This window comes from Microbispora sp. CSR-4 (genome assembly GCF_008033685.1).
In the GTDB taxonomy this organism is placed as follows: Bacteria; Actinomycetota; Actinomycetes; order Streptosporangiales; family Streptosporangiaceae; genus Microbispora.
Genome location: NZ_VJVX01000036.1, coordinates 37006 through 51543 on the forward strand (window position 1 = coordinate 37006; position 14538 = coordinate 51543).

At 70.9% G+C, this 14538-nt stretch carries 14 protein-coding genes; 4 read left to right on the forward strand and 10 right to left on the reverse strand.

Features of this window, described 5'->3' with window-relative positions; all coding sequences use genetic code 11:
- Nucleotides 1-15: 15 nt before the first annotated feature.
- Nucleotides 16-777: an SDR family NAD(P)-dependent oxidoreductase gene (locus tag FLV34_RS24610; RefSeq protein ID WP_147944179.1), complete on the forward strand. Its 762-nt coding sequence runs from the start codon at nucleotides 16-18 to the stop codon at nucleotides 775-777.
- Nucleotides 778-784: 7 nt separating this feature from the next.
- Here the strand turns inward: FLV34_RS24610 and FLV34_RS24615 are convergent, their stop codons facing one another.
- The 8 genes from FLV34_RS24615 to FLV34_RS24650 are packed head-to-tail and all read right to left on the reverse strand — an operon-like array spanning nucleotide 785 to nucleotide 7087.
- Nucleotides 785-1549, reverse strand: a complete 765-nt coding sequence (locus FLV34_RS24615; RefSeq protein WP_147944180.1) for an enoyl-CoA hydratase/isomerase family protein — start codon at nucleotides 1547-1549, stop codon at nucleotides 785-787.
- Nucleotides 1539-3134: an AMP-binding protein gene (locus FLV34_RS24620; protein ID WP_187280720.1), complete on the reverse strand. Its 1596-nt coding sequence runs from the start codon at nucleotides 3132-3134 to the stop codon at nucleotides 1539-1541. Before FLV34_RS24620 ends, FLV34_RS24615 begins: the two co-directional genes overlap by 11 nt.
- 43 nt (nucleotides 3135-3177) lie before the next feature.
- Nucleotides 3178-3801: a nuclear transport factor 2 family protein gene (locus tag FLV34_RS24625; RefSeq protein WP_147944182.1), complete on the reverse strand. Its 624-nt coding sequence runs from the start codon at nucleotides 3799-3801 to the stop codon at nucleotides 3178-3180.
- The gene (locus FLV34_RS24630; RefSeq protein ID WP_147944183.1) at nucleotides 3791-4228 is read right to left on the reverse strand and encodes a thioesterase family protein; all 438 of its coding nucleotides are present in this window, start codon (nucleotides 4226-4228) and stop codon (nucleotides 3791-3793) included. Before FLV34_RS24630 ends, FLV34_RS24625 begins: the two co-directional genes overlap by 11 nt.
- Nucleotides 4225-4653 (reverse strand): MaoC family dehydratase, encoded by a 429-nt coding sequence (locus tag FLV34_RS24635; protein ID WP_147944184.1) that lies wholly within the window; start codon nucleotides 4651-4653, stop codon nucleotides 4225-4227. Before FLV34_RS24635 ends, FLV34_RS24630 begins: the two co-directional genes overlap by 4 nt.
- Nucleotides 4653-5111 (reverse strand): MaoC family dehydratase N-terminal domain-containing protein, encoded by a 459-nt coding sequence (locus FLV34_RS24640; protein ID WP_147944185.1) that lies wholly within the window; start codon nucleotides 5109-5111, stop codon nucleotides 4653-4655. Before FLV34_RS24640 ends, FLV34_RS24635 begins: the two co-directional genes overlap by 1 nt.
- Nucleotides 5104-6657: an AMP-binding protein gene (locus FLV34_RS24645; RefSeq protein ID WP_147944186.1), complete on the reverse strand. Its 1554-nt coding sequence runs from the start codon at nucleotides 6655-6657 to the stop codon at nucleotides 5104-5106. Before FLV34_RS24645 ends, FLV34_RS24640 begins: the two co-directional genes overlap by 8 nt.
- A 22-nt stretch (nucleotides 6658-6679) precedes the next feature.
- Nucleotides 6680-7087, reverse strand: coding sequence for a nuclear transport factor 2 family protein (locus FLV34_RS24650; RefSeq protein WP_147944187.1), 408 nt, complete (start codon nucleotides 7085-7087; stop codon nucleotides 6680-6682).
- Between the two features lie 236 nt (nucleotides 7088-7323).
- On the opposite strand from FLV34_RS24650, the gene FLV34_RS24655 reads away from it, so the two are divergent.
- A complete protein-coding gene (locus FLV34_RS24655; protein WP_147944188.1) occupies nucleotides 7324-9033 on the forward strand; it encodes an FAD-binding protein in 1710 nt (569 codons plus the stop codon).
- 127 nt (nucleotides 9034-9160) lie between these two features.
- Complete coding sequence (locus tag FLV34_RS24660) at nucleotides 9161-10453, forward strand: CynX/NimT family MFS transporter (RefSeq protein WP_147944189.1); 1293 nt, start codon at nucleotides 9161-9163, stop codon at nucleotides 10451-10453.
- 89 nt (nucleotides 10454-10542) lie between these two features.
- Here FLV34_RS24660 and FLV34_RS24665 read toward each other — a convergent pair whose 3' ends face one another.
- A complete protein-coding gene (locus tag FLV34_RS24665; protein WP_261985884.1) occupies nucleotides 10543-11880 on the reverse strand; it encodes an FAD-dependent oxidoreductase in 1338 nt (445 codons plus the stop codon).
- 688 nt (nucleotides 11881-12568) lie between these two features.
- Here FLV34_RS24665 and FLV34_RS40690 point away from each other — a divergent pair.
- Entirely contained in the window at nucleotides 12569-12715 is a 147-nt protein-coding gene (locus FLV34_RS40690) for a hypothetical protein (RefSeq protein ID WP_187280721.1), read from the forward strand.
- A 210-nt stretch (nucleotides 12716-12925) separates the two neighbouring features.
- Here the strand turns inward: FLV34_RS40690 and FLV34_RS24670 are convergent, their stop codons facing one another.
- Complete coding sequence (locus FLV34_RS24670) at nucleotides 12926-13654, reverse strand: FadR/GntR family transcriptional regulator (protein WP_147944190.1); 729 nt, start codon at nucleotides 13652-13654, stop codon at nucleotides 12926-12928.
- Nucleotides 13655-14538: the final 884 nt, after the last annotated feature.

The window sequence follows — 14538 nt, forward strand, 5'->3', positions numbered from 1 at the left end:
TAGAAGGAGCCGCGCATGGCACCCCAGAGTCCTTCTTTCGACCTGTCCGGCAAGGTCGCCCTCGTCACGGGCGGCAGCAGAGGGCTGGGCCGTGCGATGGCCGGCGGCTTCGCCGCCGCGGGCGCCGACGTGGTGATCGCCAGCCGGGACGGCGCGAGCTGCGCCGAGTACGCCGAGGAGATCGCCAGGAGCACCGGCAGGCGCGCCCTGCCGTACGCGGTGCACGTGGGCCACTGGGACGAGCTCGACGGGCTGGTCGACGCGGTGTACCGGGAGTTCGGCCACGTGGACGTGCTGGTCAATAACGCCGGGATGTCGCCGGTCTACGACGACGTCACCGACGTCACCGAGGCGCTGTTCGACAAGGTGATCGACGTGAACCTGAAGGGCGCGTTCCGGCTGACGGCGCTGGTGGGCAGCCGGATGGCAGGCGGCGAGGGCGGCTCGATCATCAACATCAGCAGCGCGGCGGCCGGCCGCCCCCGCCCGGATGTGCTGCCCTACGCCGCGGCGAAGGCCGGCCTCAACGCGCTGACCGTGGGTTTCGCGCACGCCTTCGGCCCCAAGGTGCGCTGCAACGCGATCATGGCGGGCACGTTCTTCACCGAGGTCAGCAAGCACTGGGACATGGCCGCCTTCGAGGCGCGGGCACAGCGCTTCGCCCTCAAGCGCGGCGGGCACCCCGACGAGATCGTCGGCACGGCCCTCTATCTGGCCTCCGACGCGTCGAGCTACACGACCGGCGCGATCCTGTCGGTGGACGGCGGCCAGCCCTGAGGCCGTTTCACCTGCCGCGGGCGGCGCGGAAGGCGCGCACGGCCTCCCGGTGCTCGGCGGTGCCGAACAGCAGCGCCACCGCCTCGCCCGACTCGTTGAAGCCGCCGCCGGTGTCGCGGTTGACGAACGCCTTGCCGACCCGCACCGCCAGCGGCGGGTTGGCGGCGATCTCGGCGGCCAGGTCCAGGGCCGCGTCGAGGAGCGACTCGTCGGGATGCACCTCCTGCACGAGCCCCGCCCGCTCGGCCCGCTCCGCGTCCACCACCCGGCCGGTCAGCGCGAGGTAGCGCGTCCAGTGTCTGCCCATCACGTCGGGGCCGCGGACGACGCCGTACCCCGGGGTGAGCCCGACAGTGGGCTCCTTGAAGGCGAACCGGGCCGACGCCCCCGCCAGCACGATGTCGCAGGCGAGTGCCAGCTCGGTGCCGCCGCCGAAGGCGAGGCCGCCCACCGCGGCGACGACGGGGACGGCGCACCGCTCGACGGCGTGGAAGGCGTCGTAGACCAGGCGCAGATGCGGCCGGACCTTGGCGACGTCCCCGGCGAGGTCGTGGAACATGTCGATGTCCCCGCCCGCGGAGAACGCCCGGCCCGAGCCGGTCAGCACCGCCGCCCGCACGCCGTCGCCGTGTCCGAGCCCGTCCATGAGCTCGCGCAGCTCGCGGAACCAGGTCTGGTCCATCGCGTTCAGCTTCTCCGGCCGGGCCATGGTGATCAGGGCCACGCCGTCCTTCGGCCGGGTCACCTCGAAGCGCACGAAGTCACCGGGCATCGGAGGCCGCCTCCCTGTCCCAGGTGCCGGGCGTCACGCCGTCGGCGCGGAGCTTGTACTTCTCCACCCGCTGGCTCGGCGTCATCGGCAGCTCCTCCATCACCCGCACGTAGCGGGGCACGGCGAAGGCGGTCAGCCTGCCCGCGCAGTGGCCGATCAGCTCGGCCGGGTCGATCCGGGCGCCCGCCGCCGGCACGACGGCGATCATGACGTCCTCCTCCGACAGCTCCGAGGGCACCCCGTAGGCCGCCACGTGCGCCACCGCGGGGTGCTCGGCGACGACCCGCTCGACCTCCCAGGAGGAGATGTTCTCCCCGCGCCGCCGGATGGTGTCCTTCACACGGTCGAGGAACACCAGGAAGCCGTCATCGTCCAGCCGCCCGCGGTCGCCGGTGTGGAACCACAGGTTGCGCCAGCTCGCCGCGGTGGCGTCCGGCATGCCGTGATATCCGGAGAACATCCAGCCCGGCTTCTTCGGCCGTACGACGATCTCCCCGGGGACGTTCGGCGGGAGCGGCCGGTCGAGCTCGTCGACGACGGCGACCTCGTAGTTGACGGACTCGTTGCCGGCCGTGCCGATTTTGCGGTCCCAGGGCGGCATGTCCGTGACGATCGACACCTCGGTGCTGCCGTAGATCTCCGTCAGCCGCAGGTCGAAGCGGCGCTCGAACGCGTCGAAGATCTCCGGCGGGCAGGGCGCGCCGAAGGCCAGCCGTACGGGGTTGTCGGCGTCGTCGGGCCGCGGCGGCTGCTTGAACAGGATGCTCATCATCGCGCCCTGGTAGTTGAACGCGGTGATGCCGTGCGCCCGGCAGATGTCCCAGAACCGGCTCGCCGAGAACTTGCGGTCCAGCACCTGGTCGGCCCCGGCCTCCATCGCCGCCATCACGCTGCAGTAGCGGGCGTTGCTGTGGAAGAGCGGGAAGACGCTGTAGAGGCGGTCGTCCCGCGTGTATCCGAGCAGGTCGACCGTGTGCCTGGCGAGGTTGACGTTCGCCTGGTGGCTGAGCAGCACCCCCTTCGGCGGCCCGGTGGTGCCGGACGTGTAGAGGATCACAGCGGTGTCGTCCGGCTTGACGGCGGGCAGGTCGCCGGCCGGATGGGCCGCCAGGTCGGCCAGGAGGTGGCGGGCCACGCCGCCGGTCTCGGGGATCTCCGGCTCGGCCTCCCCGTTCACCACCAGATGGGTGATCGCCGGCACGGCGGCGGCGTGCTCGCGCGCCAGGGGCTCGAGGTCGGCGTCGCAGACCAGCACGGTCGCGCCGGAGTTCTCCAGGTAGTACCGCAGCAGGTAGGACCCGCTCGCGACGTTCAGCGGCACCTCGACCAGCCCGGCCCTGGCCAGGGCGAACCACACCTGCACCGCGGCGACGCTGCTGCGCATCAGCAGGCAGACGCGGTCGCCAGGGCGCAGGCCGAGCGACAGGAAGCCCGCCGCGAGGCGGGAGGCGGTCGCGTCGAGCTCGCGGTAGCCGGTGCGCTCCCCCGCGATCAGGAGGAACGCGTCGTCACTGGCGCGTCCGGCCGCGCCCGAGAGCCAGTCGCCGATCGTCACCGCGGGCGCGGCCGCGCGGGAGTTCGTCACACCGCTCCTTTCCACTGGGCCTGCTTTTCACTGGGCCTGCTTTTCACTGGGCCGCGTCTCGGCGGCGGTAGGTCGTCCACGTGGGCAGCGACTCCGGGTAGTCGGCGGGCTCCGGCGCGGTGCCGGGCCAGCGCATCCGGTGGGTCCCGGACAGGCCGCCGGCCAGCTCGTCCGCCGGCACGGCGTACATGAAGGCGATCGTCCTGCGGGCGAACAGCCAGCGGTCCCCCACTCGGCGGTACTCGTCGTCGTACCGGTAGGCGGCCAGGACCGTCGTCCGCCGCGTCACCAGCTCGGCGTGGCCGGCCGCCCAGCCCACCGCCGTGTCGTCGCCGGTGAGCTCGACGACGTGCGCGTCGAGCGTGTGCAGGGTCGTCCGGTAGATGTCCATCGCCCCGGCGTACGCGGCGCGCAGGGCCGCGTGACCGGCGGCGACGTCGCCGTGCCGGTCGAACACGCCGTCCTTGGTGTACATGCCGACCACGGTGTCGATGTCGTGGTCGTCCACGGCGCGGGTGTACAGCAGGGCCAGGTCGCGGATCGCCTCCCGGTCCCGCAGGCCGCGCAGCTCGGCGAGCAGGCCGGCGAGGTCTCCCTCCCGGAGGTGGCGGACCGTCGTCCGGGCCGCCACCAGCCCGGCGAGGTCCGCCGCCGGGTCAACGCCCATCGCGCGCCCCGAACCGGGGGCCGGGCAGGGTGCGCAGCAGCGCCTCCAGCTTCTCGGGCACCGGCGTCTTGTTCCACTCCAGGTCCCGGCAGGCGTACGTCATGGTCCCGCGGGTGACCAGCTCGCCGTCGCGGGTGAACTCGTAGCCGACGGTGTAAGAGCTGCCGCCGATGCGGTCGAGCACGAGCTGGCAGGTCAGCTCGTCGAAGACCTTGACCGTCTGCAGATAGTCGCACCCCGAGTTGACGCCCACGGTGACGATGCCGAGCTGCTCCTGCATCTCCCCGCTGCGGATGCCGTTGGCGTACAGCCAGGAGGTGTACGCGCGCTCCATCCACCGGTAGTAGATGGCGAAGTACGCGATGCCGACGACGTCGCAGTCGCCGTAGGCGAGCCGGAAGGTGAGCTGGTCGGGGCGCTGTGTCACGGTTTCTCCTCAGTCACGGGTTCCAGGGCGACGGTCGCGGTCCCCTTCAGCACCGGCTCGCCGCCGGCCCCGGTGAGGACGACGTCACAGTCGGCCAGCCGTACCCTGTTCTCGGTCCGCACGGCCGTCACGACGCCGCTCGCGCACAGCTCGTCGCCCGCGAAGACATTGCGCAGGAAGCGGACCCGGAAGCGGCGCAGCCGGTCGTGGCCGCCGCTCCAGGCGGCGAGCATGTTCATCACATAGCCCATGTTGAGCGGCCCCTGGTTGACGGGCCGGTCGCCCAGGCCGAGGGCCCGCACGGCGGCGACGTCGAAGTGGATGGGGTTGGGGTCGGCGAGCAGGGCCGCCATCGTCTTCATCTTCTCCGCACTGACCGAGGGCACCCGCCATTCGGGCAGCACGGCGCCCACCTCGACGTCCATCAGCCCCTCCTCGGGAAGATGATCGAGTTCCAGCAGTCCGCGACGTGGACGCCGTCGGCGGCGTCGTGGAGCCGGAGCCGGTAGCCGACCACGTCGAACGGGCCGGTAGACCGGCCGCTCTTGCGGTCCACGCTGGTGATCTCGCCGCTGACCCGGTAGGTCGCCCCGACGCGCAGCGGGCGGTGCACGGTGGTCTCGTGTTCGCCGAACATCGGGCCGTCGTCCGCGGTGGCGCCGAACCACGCGAACAGCTCGTCCCAGGTGACGCCCATCGCGCCGGTGGCGGCGAGCCAGACGAACAGCGGGTGCGCCACCTCGCCGCCCGGCTCGCCGAGGACCGTGTCCGCGACGAGCCAGGCGCGCCACGGCTCCACGGTGAAGACTCCCCCGGGGAACCGCCGCCCGACGTGCTCGCGCGGGTCGGCGGGCGACGGTCCCGGTGCGGTCCGCTCAGACATTGCGCTCCCGCTCGGCCCAGTACGGCGCGCGCAGCTCACGCTTGAGGATCTTGCCGGTGGGCGCCTTCGGCAGCTCGGCGACGAAGTCCACCGAGCGGGGCTTCTGGTAGCTCGCCAGGTGCTTGCGGGCCTGGTCGATGATCTCCTGCTCGGTGGCCTGCATACCGGGCTTGAGGACCACCACCGCCTTGACCGACTCGCCCCACTCCTCGTCCGGCACACCGATCACCGCGCACTCCAGCACGGCGGGGTGACGGGCGATGGCCTCCTCCACCTGGACGCTGTAGATGTTCTCGCCGCCGGAGATGATCATGTCCTTGGCCCGGTCGACGATGAAGACGTACCGGTCCTCGTCCCAGGTGGCGACGTCGCCGGTCCACATCCACCCGTCGCGCAGGGTCTGCGCGGTCAGGTCCGCGCGGTTCCAGTAGCCGATCATGTTCGCCTCGGAGCGGACGACGATCTCGCCGGGCGTCTTGCCGTCCCGCGGCACCTCGTTGCCGGAGGGGTCCACCACCCGCACGGTGGTGATGAAGCCCTCGCGGCCGCAGGAGCGCAGCCGTTCCGGGCGGATGCCGGCGATGGCGCTGGCGTGGTCTTCCTGGGACAGGAAGCACATGGTGGTGCCCTCGGTCTGTCCGTACCCCTGGATGAGGGTGCACGGGAACATCTCCAGGGCCTGGCGGACGATGCTCGACGGCATGGGGCCGCCGCCGTACTGGATGTTGCGCAGGCTGGAGATGTCGTAGTTCTCGAAGCCGGGCACGGCCATCATCCAGTTGAGCATCGTGGTGATGCCGAGGAACGCGGAGACCCGTTCCGCCTCGATGATCTCCAGGGCCTGCTTGGCCTCGAAGTTCACCAGCACCAGCGGGCAGCCGTGCTTCATGTAGTTCATCGCGAGCACGATCGGGATGTGGTACATCTGCCCGGTGAGCATGTAGACGTCGCTGGGCACGATGCGCTCGGCGACGGTCTGGTTCAGCATGCCCGCGGCGGCGCTGCGATGTGTGTGCAGCGCCCCCTTCGACTGCCCGGTGGTCCCGCCCGTGTAGAGAATGAAGAACGGGTCGTCGTCGGCGACCTTGGACGACCCCTCCGGCTCGTCGTCGGAGGACGAGGCGATCAGGCGGTCGAGGCTTCCGTCGCTGTCGTCGCCGAACTGCAGCCAGTTCGGCACGTCGACCTCACGCTGGAGCTGCTCGATGACGCCCGACCACTCGGACGCGCTGATCACGGCCTTTGGCGAGGCGTCCAGCACGATGGAGGCGAGCTCGGGGACGGCCAGGCGCCAGTTGAGCGGCTGGGTCACCAGCCCGGCGCGGCCGGCCGCGAAGTACAGCGCCTGGTATTCCACGCAGTTGCGCGACAGCATCGCGACCCGGTCGCCCGGCTGCAGGCCGAGGCCGCGCAGCCCGTTGGCCAGCCTGCGCACCATCGCGTCGAAGTCGCGCCAGGACACGCGGCGGTCGTTCGGCACGTCGTAGACGGCCTGCCCGTTGGGGGTCAGCGCGGCCCACTTGGCGGGGATGAGCCCTTGGTTCATGTGAACACCTGCCTCGGAACGCTCAGTACGGAAGGTCGAGGGCGATGTGCCGCTTGCTCAGGCGCCACACGCCGTCCCCGCGGACCAGCTCGTCGTCGTACTTGGCGGTCGACAAGACGTTGAGCTTCTGGTCCTGGATGGCGATGAGAGTGAGATAGGAGACCGCGGTCGCGGTGTCGTCGCCGGTCTGGCGGATGATCAGGTTGGTGGTCAGGTGCCGGCGCTGGTCGTTCTGCGAGGCGAGGGAGTCCTTCATCAGCTGGACGATCGCCTCGCGCCCCTCGAAGGGGCCGATGAGGTCGCCGTCCTGGATGCGCATCGTGAGGACAGCGTCCTCGGTGAAGCAGTCGGCCATCTCCTCCATGTCGTTCTCGTCGTAGGCCAGGCTGTAGCGATTGAGAACGTTCTCGATGGCGCCATGGTCACACATGCATGCTCGCTTCCTGAGGGCGGCGGAGCCCACGCACACACCGCCTTTGCTGTGCACTAGCTGCGGATCATAAGCATCAATATTCAGCCATGTCCATACCTTGCGGAGGACTCTGAGAAACAGATGCGAAAGCGTCGTTGATCGACTGGAAGCGCAGGTCCGAGCGGTGAGCCTTGACAGAAACCATGCTCATCATATTCCTTGTTAGCTGCTTCACATCCCTTGAAGGAGAACGGATGACGGTCGACACGAAGCAGGAAGAGGCCCGCACGGAGCCGGTCATCGTCGTCGGCGCCGGGCTCTCCGGTCTGGCCACGGCGCTCGGAGTAGCCCTGCACGGGCGGCCTGCGATCGTCCTCGAAGCCAGCGAGCTCGTTGGGGGCGCGGCGGCGTACTCGGGCGGCCAGGGGTGGTGCGGCGCGAACCACGTCGCCGCCAGGGAGGGGATCAACGACGACCTGAGCACCACGGAGCGCTACGTCAGGGCCATCGCCCACGAACACCCCGAGGTCCTCGACGAGCAGGCGTTGCTGCGCTGGCTGAACACCTCACCACTGGCGGTCAAACACTGGGAGGACGTCGGGGCCATCCGGTGGACCGTCATCCCCGGGCTCGCGGACTACCACAACGAGGCGGACGGCGCGCTCGATGCCGGGCGTTACCTGACCAACGAGGTGATCGACGGCAGCGTGCTCGGCGAGTGGCGGGAGCGGCTGCGGGTCAGCCCCTACTTCCCCATCGGCACCACCTACCGGGACATGCTGCTGAAGGGCCGCCGGGCCTCGTACGTCGAAGACTCCGAGGAAGACACCACGATCGCCGACCACGCGGGGGTGCCCGCCTTCGGCCAGGCCGGCGGGCGCGAGCACCACCACCGGCAGGCGGCGGGCGGCGACCCGCTGACCTTCGGGACCGGCGTCGTCGCGTGCTTCCTGGCCCGGCTGCTCAAGGAGGACCTGGTCGAGATCAGGCTCTCCCACCGGGTCATGGAGCTGCTGCGCGACGACGGCGGACGGGTCGTCGGCGCCCGCGCCGAGGGGCCGCAGGGGCCCGTCGAGCTGCGCGGCCCGGTCGTGCTCGCCACCAGCACCTATGACTGGGACCCCGAGCTGGTCCGCGAGTTCCTGGGGCTCGACCCCGAGGACTTCGGCAGCGTGGCCCCCGAGTCACTGCGCGGCGACGGCATCAGGCTCGCCGCCTCGGTCGGCGGCGCGATCGCGAAGATCCCGGCGACCAGCGTCCCGATCCTGCCCGGCTGGAAGTCGCAGGTGGGCACCGGCTACGGCTACGGTCCCGAGTTCGCGATGCCGCACAGCATGATCGTCGACCGTACGGGGCGGCGCTACTGCAACGACTCCTACTGGGTCGACATCGTGGCGAAGACCCTCGACCGGGACGACAGGCACCTGCCCTTCTTCCTGATCTGGGACGACCGGCACCGCCAGAAGTACGGGCTCGCGGCCACGCCCCCGGGCGGCGAGTATCCCGAGGGCTGGGTCGTCTCCGAGCCGACGCTGCGCGAGCTGGGCGAGGCGCTCGGCATCGACGGCGAGCAGCTGGAGCTGACCGCGGCCAGGTTCAGCGAGCACGCCGCCCGCGGCGAGGACCCGGACTTCGGGCGCGGCACCGTCACCTACGTCAATCGGTTCGCCGGGGACCCGCAGAACCAGCCGAACCCGGTGCTCGGGGAGATCAGCCGGCCGCCGTTCCACGGCCTGCGGCTGAAGTTCGTCGGCACCGGGATCGGGTCGAGCGGGGTCCGCATCGACGGCGACGGCCACGTGCTCGACGACGCCGGCGCCGCGATCCCCGGCCTGTACGCCGTGGGGTCCGTCGCGGCGCTCACCACGATGGGCAGCGGCTACAACAGCGGCTTCGCCCTCGGCCGGGGCATCACCCTGGCCTACCTCGTCTCGGGCGAGCTGGGCGGCGCGTCCACTCCCTGAACGCGTCCTTCTCCCTTCTCCCTTCTCCCCCGACCGTACGGCCGCGACCACGACCAGCCCGGCCGTACGGTCCGTTCGCCGCCCGGTGCGGGCCGGACCGCGACAGCCGTACAAGAAACGGAGAACTGTGAAGGCAGACCGGACGTCCGTGGCGACGAAGGCCGGCCGGAACGCCGCGGGTGTCCGCCCGTTGCCCGCCTGGCTGCTCCTGCTGACCGTGACCGTCATCGGGCTGAACCTGCGAGCCGGCATGGGTAGCATCCCCCCGCTGCTCGGGCGGATCAGCGACGACCTGCGCCTGCCCGCCACCGCGCAGGCGCTGCTCACCTCCGCCCAGGTCGTCTTCATCGGGCTGTCCGCCCTGGTCGTACGCCGCCTGGCCGCGCGCACGGGCGCGGAGAGCGCGACGGCCGTGCTGCTCGGGGCGCTCTCCCTGAGCTGCCTCATGCGGTTCCAGGCCACCTCGATCGCCGTGCTGCTGGTGTCGGCGGCCTTGGCCGGCCTCGGCATGGGCGGAGTGTCCGTGCTGATACCCGGCCTCATCACCCATCACCTGCCCCGCCTGCCCGGCCTGGCGACCGGCCTGTATTCGACGGCGATGGCGGGCGGGGTCGCCCTCGCGGCCTGGACCGCCGGGCCGCTCGCCGAACGGCTCGGCGGCTGGCGGCCCGCCCTCGGGGCCTGGGGCGTCGCCGCCGCGCTGACCGCGCTCGCGTGGCTCGCCCTGCTCCCCCGCCTGTCCCGTACGCCCGCCGCCGAGGCGGCGCGGGAGAAGCCGCGACGGTCCCCGTGGAAGAGCGCGACGGCCCGCTGGATCACCCTCTACACGGTGCTGCAGACGATCGTCGGGTTCAGCGGCCTGGCATGGATCGCCCCCTCGTACGTGGAACGCGGGCTGCCGGCGCAGGACGGGGCGGCGCTGTTCAGCCTCTTCCAGCTCGTCCAGTTGGTCGCGATGCTCACCCTGCCCCCGATAACCGACCACACCCGGGACCGGCGGCCCCTCCTGGCCGTCTCCCTGGCGTGTGTCGCCCTCGGGCTGGCGGGGATGGTGGCCGCGCCGGCGGCGCTCGCGATCCCCGCCGTCGGCCTGTTCGGCCTCGGCATCGGCGGCAGCTTCTCCCTCGGGCTGGTCCTGATCATCGACGCCGCCGCGGACCGGGACGAGGCCACCCAGCTCAGCGCCATGGTCACCCTCGTCGGCTACATCGGCGGGGCCTCGGGCCCGCTGATGCTGGGCCTGCTGCACGACCTCACCGGCGGCTTCGACGCCGGCTACGCCACGCTGCTGGTCATCAGCCTGGTCATCCTGTGCATCGTGCCCGTCTTCCGGCCGGGCCGCGGGCTCGGCTCCCCGCTCCCCGCACGCCCCGCCGCGTCGCCGGGCCGGACGGCGGAAAGCTCGCCGGGCGAGGGGTGAGCCCCGGCCGCACCGGAGCACCCGGGCGGCGAGGTGTGCCAGGAGCCGGCATCCGTCACCGGTGGCGTCTCCGGCGCGGGCGCCTTCCCCTACTTCTGCAGCTCCTTCGCCAGCGCGTACGCCTGGCGGGTGGCGGCGACCAGCCGGCGCGGGGCGAACGCGTCGCCGAGCACGTGCACCTCCGGATGCCGCGACCGGAGCGCCTGGTAGAGCGCGTCGTCCGCGTCGCCTCCGCACGCCAGGACAACCGAGTCGACGCCGGCGATCTCCTCGGTCCGCCTGGAGTAGACGTTGGCCACCCGGACGGCTCCGTCCGAGATCCCGGTCACCTCCTCCAGGAAGCGGAGCCGCACGTCCCGAGAGTACAGCCGGGCGAGGATGCCGCCCACGATGTAGCGGCCGAGCAACTGGGCGGGCCCCGGCGTCGCGTACACGAGCATCACCTCGTGCCCGCGCTCGCTGAGGTAGTCGGCCACGCTCAGCGGCGGCAGATGGTCGTCCTGGGCCACGACGACGACGCGCCGCCCGACGGCCGCGCCGCGCAGCACCGCACGGATGTCGTGGACGTTCGCGCCGTCGACCCCGTCGATCGGCGGCCGGTGCGGGGTCACGCCCGTCGCTACCGCCACCACGTCCGCGCCGGCCGCCAGGACCGCGTCGGCGTCGGCCCGTATGCCGAACCGGATCTCGACGCCCGCCCGCTCCAGCCGGCGCGCCTGCCAGTCGAGGTAGCGGCGGTACTGGTCGTAGCTGGGAGCCTCGGCCGCGATGCGCAACTGCCCGCCGAGCTCGCCGTCCGCCTCCCACAGGCTGACCGTGTGCCCGCTCTCGGCGGCGAGCGCGGCGAGCTCCATGCCCGCCGGTCCGCCGCCCACGACGAGAACGCGGCGCGGGCGCGCCGCGCGGGCCCACGGCCCGTCGACCTCCTGGCCCGCGTGCGGGTTGACCGCGCAGCCGAACGGCAGCCCCTCGACGTAGCGGCGGCTGATGCAGTCGTTGCCGCCGATGCACGGCCTGATCTCGTCGAGGCGGTTCTCCCGCGCCTTGGTCAGCATCTCGCCCTCCGCGATGAGGGCACGGGCCATGCCGACGACGTCCGCGTGGCCGTCCGCGAGCACCCGCTCGGCGACGTCGACCGAGGTGACCCGGCTGGTGTAGACGACGGGGATGCGCACGCTCCTGCGGATGTCGCCCGCGAGCGCGGACCACTGAGCCGGGGCGTAGTACTGCGGCTGGATGTAGCTGGGGTCGCCCCAGGTCGAGCCGACGACGACGTGCAGGAAGTCGACGAGCCCGGTGGACTCCAGATACTGCGCGATCTCGACGCCGTCCGCGGCGTTATAACCGCCCGGCGCCTCCTCGTACGCGTTGAAGCGCACGCCGAGCATCATGCCGTCGCCGATCTCCTCGCGTACGGCCGTCAGCACCTCGACCGCGAACCTGGCCCGGTTCTCCAGCGAGCCGCCGTACTCGTCGTCGCGCTGGCGCCGATAATCCTGAGCTGGGACGTCAGCACCGCGCCGCCGCGATGGACGACCTCGGCGAGCTGCTGGACCCGCTCGACGAAGAAGGGCAGCCGGTAGAAGCCGAGCGTCTCGGCGCTGTAGCCGTGCGGCTCGAACCCGGGGATGAGAAGGTTGCGGATCCGCCCGCTGCCGACGTGCCGTCCCGTGCCTCAGCCATGGTCGTGTTCCTCCTGGAGTCGCCGCACGGGATCACCATGCCAAACACTACTAACTATTATAATAGTATGGTTCAAGCGGGAGGAGCCGGAACGGCGGCGACCGGGCAGGGTTGCGGAGCGCACTCTCGGCAAGCCGTATGTATGGCGTAATGGTTCGCATAGATAGCTCTTGCCTGTGACCGCCGCGCTTCGGCCTGGCTGTCATGAACGACGTCCCGCCCGTCCCGCCCGGCCCGCCCGGCTCACCGCGTCGCGCGGGGGACACGGGCAGACGCGCGCGGCATCGGGCATATGTGGAAGGCGACGAGCGGACGCGGGAGCAGGTGAGGGCGGCACGCGATGCCGGCTACTCATCGGTCTGAGTTTTCAGGACTGCCCGGGCAGCAGGCCGGCCCCGCAGCCGCTGCCGGCGCGCGCCGCTCGATGGCGACATGGACTTCGGCGCCGACATGTTCCTGCTGCCGCTGATGGCGGGGCCCCGCCGATCCGGCGCGCCGTACGGCGAATTCAGCGAGAGGAAATCGAGCGGCTCGGCCGCACGCGAGACCGCGACGTGGTCACCCGACGCGAGCCGCTGATCGATGACGACGCGGACAAGGCCCGCACCGGGGCCGACTGCTCGCGGCGCCCTCGGCGACCTCGTCAGCGCACGAGTCGCGGCCCTCCCTGACCGTGACCAGGAGAGGTCCCGCGTACGGCGGGGGAAGGCTCAGCGAGGGCGCTTCTCGTGCCTGGAATGAGACCGCGAACCGGCCGGTGCGAGATGACCCGGGCGGTCGCCGCGGCTCTCAGTGCCAGCCCACCACCTCGTTCATGAGGACGGGGTGGCGACGCTTCACGTAGTTCGCGTACTCCTCCATGTGCTCGCGCATCAACCGCTCGGCCGAGTCGGCGTCGCCCTCCTCGATCGCGCGGGCGATCTGAGCGTGGACGTCGCGCACCTCGGAGCGCCGCGATTTGGGGAACAGCACCCCGCTGACCTTGGCCCGGAACATCTCGCTCAGCGCGCCACCGAACAGGTTGAGCATGCCGTTGCCCGACATGGACGCCACGAACTGGTGGAAGTCCCTGGTCGAGTCGAAGTAGCGCGGCTCGTCGTCGACCGGTGTGCCCTCGGCTATCCGGCGCAGCTCGGCCAGCTTCGCCGGGTCGCGCCGCTCCGCGGCCAGGCGCGCCATCACCGGCTCCATCACCAGCCGGGCCTCCACCAGCTCGCGGAAGGTCATCTGCTGCGCCTGGAAGTACAGCGTGGCCATCTGGCCGAAGGCGACGGGGCTCACCCCGGTCACGATCGGGCCGCCGCGCGGGCCCGGCTTGAGCATGATCAGCCCGTGCACCTCGAGAATCCGCAGCGCCTCGCGCAGCGAGCCGCGGCCGACGCCGTACTCCTCGAGCATCTGCGACTCGGGAGGCAGGGGCGTGCCCGGGGGCATCCGCTCCGCGCCGATTTTGCGCACGATGTCCTGAGCAACCGCCTCGGCCACCTTGAGCCCCCGTTTGATGTGCGGCTGAGACATTTCACCCCTCTAAGCCAACCCGTCGATCATTACCAATACAATGATACATATATTTTCGCACGGTCCGCGGATACATGCCACGCCTCGTCATACGAGAGCCTCACGGCGAGGCGGGCACCCCATGCGCCGAACGAGGGAGAACGATCCGCCCACTCGCTCGGCGCGCTGCGAGTCGTTGACCATAAATTCGATCACAGCTTAAGTGACCGGTCAACGCAGACGGAAACGTTCATGAAGCGATGACCGGAGGAAGCGCCCCTCCCGTCCGCGGTACGCCATTCGACCGGACAAGACGCCAACTATTCCACGGGATCGCGAGTACCGCAGGCTTCCTTCCGGCGCTGCGGCCGACTTGCCTTCCCGCCGGCGGCACGATCGTGCTGTTTGGCCTGCGGCTGGAACACTGCTCGCCAGCGGACATGCGGGACCAGGACCGGTCGGGACGGGCACGACCGCAACGGGCTTCTTCTCAGGCGCGGCCAGCATCTCCTCACGGAGGAAGCCGGTGCGGCACGACGGCTCGCACGGACAGAGTGAGTGCGCCACGACGACGCCCGGCACCGGAGGAAGAGCAAGCGCAGGACAGTGGTGGGTATTCGGGACGGAAGATCCCACCGAAATCGCCGCCCGAATTCCTTCACCCGGCGTTGACGGCCCTTTGTGATTTTTCTCGCTTCCGACAGGGCGGACGGTGACGGCCGCCCGCGGACGGCCCTGCAACACCGACCGAGCCCTGCGACCGCATAGGCACTCGATGCGTGCGTTCATCGACTGGGCCAGGTGATCTGGACCGTTCCCGCGCCGGCACATCCGCGAGACGCTGGTCACTCACCCTCACACACCAGTTAGAATGACTATCATTAACATGGATAATGGAACATGGA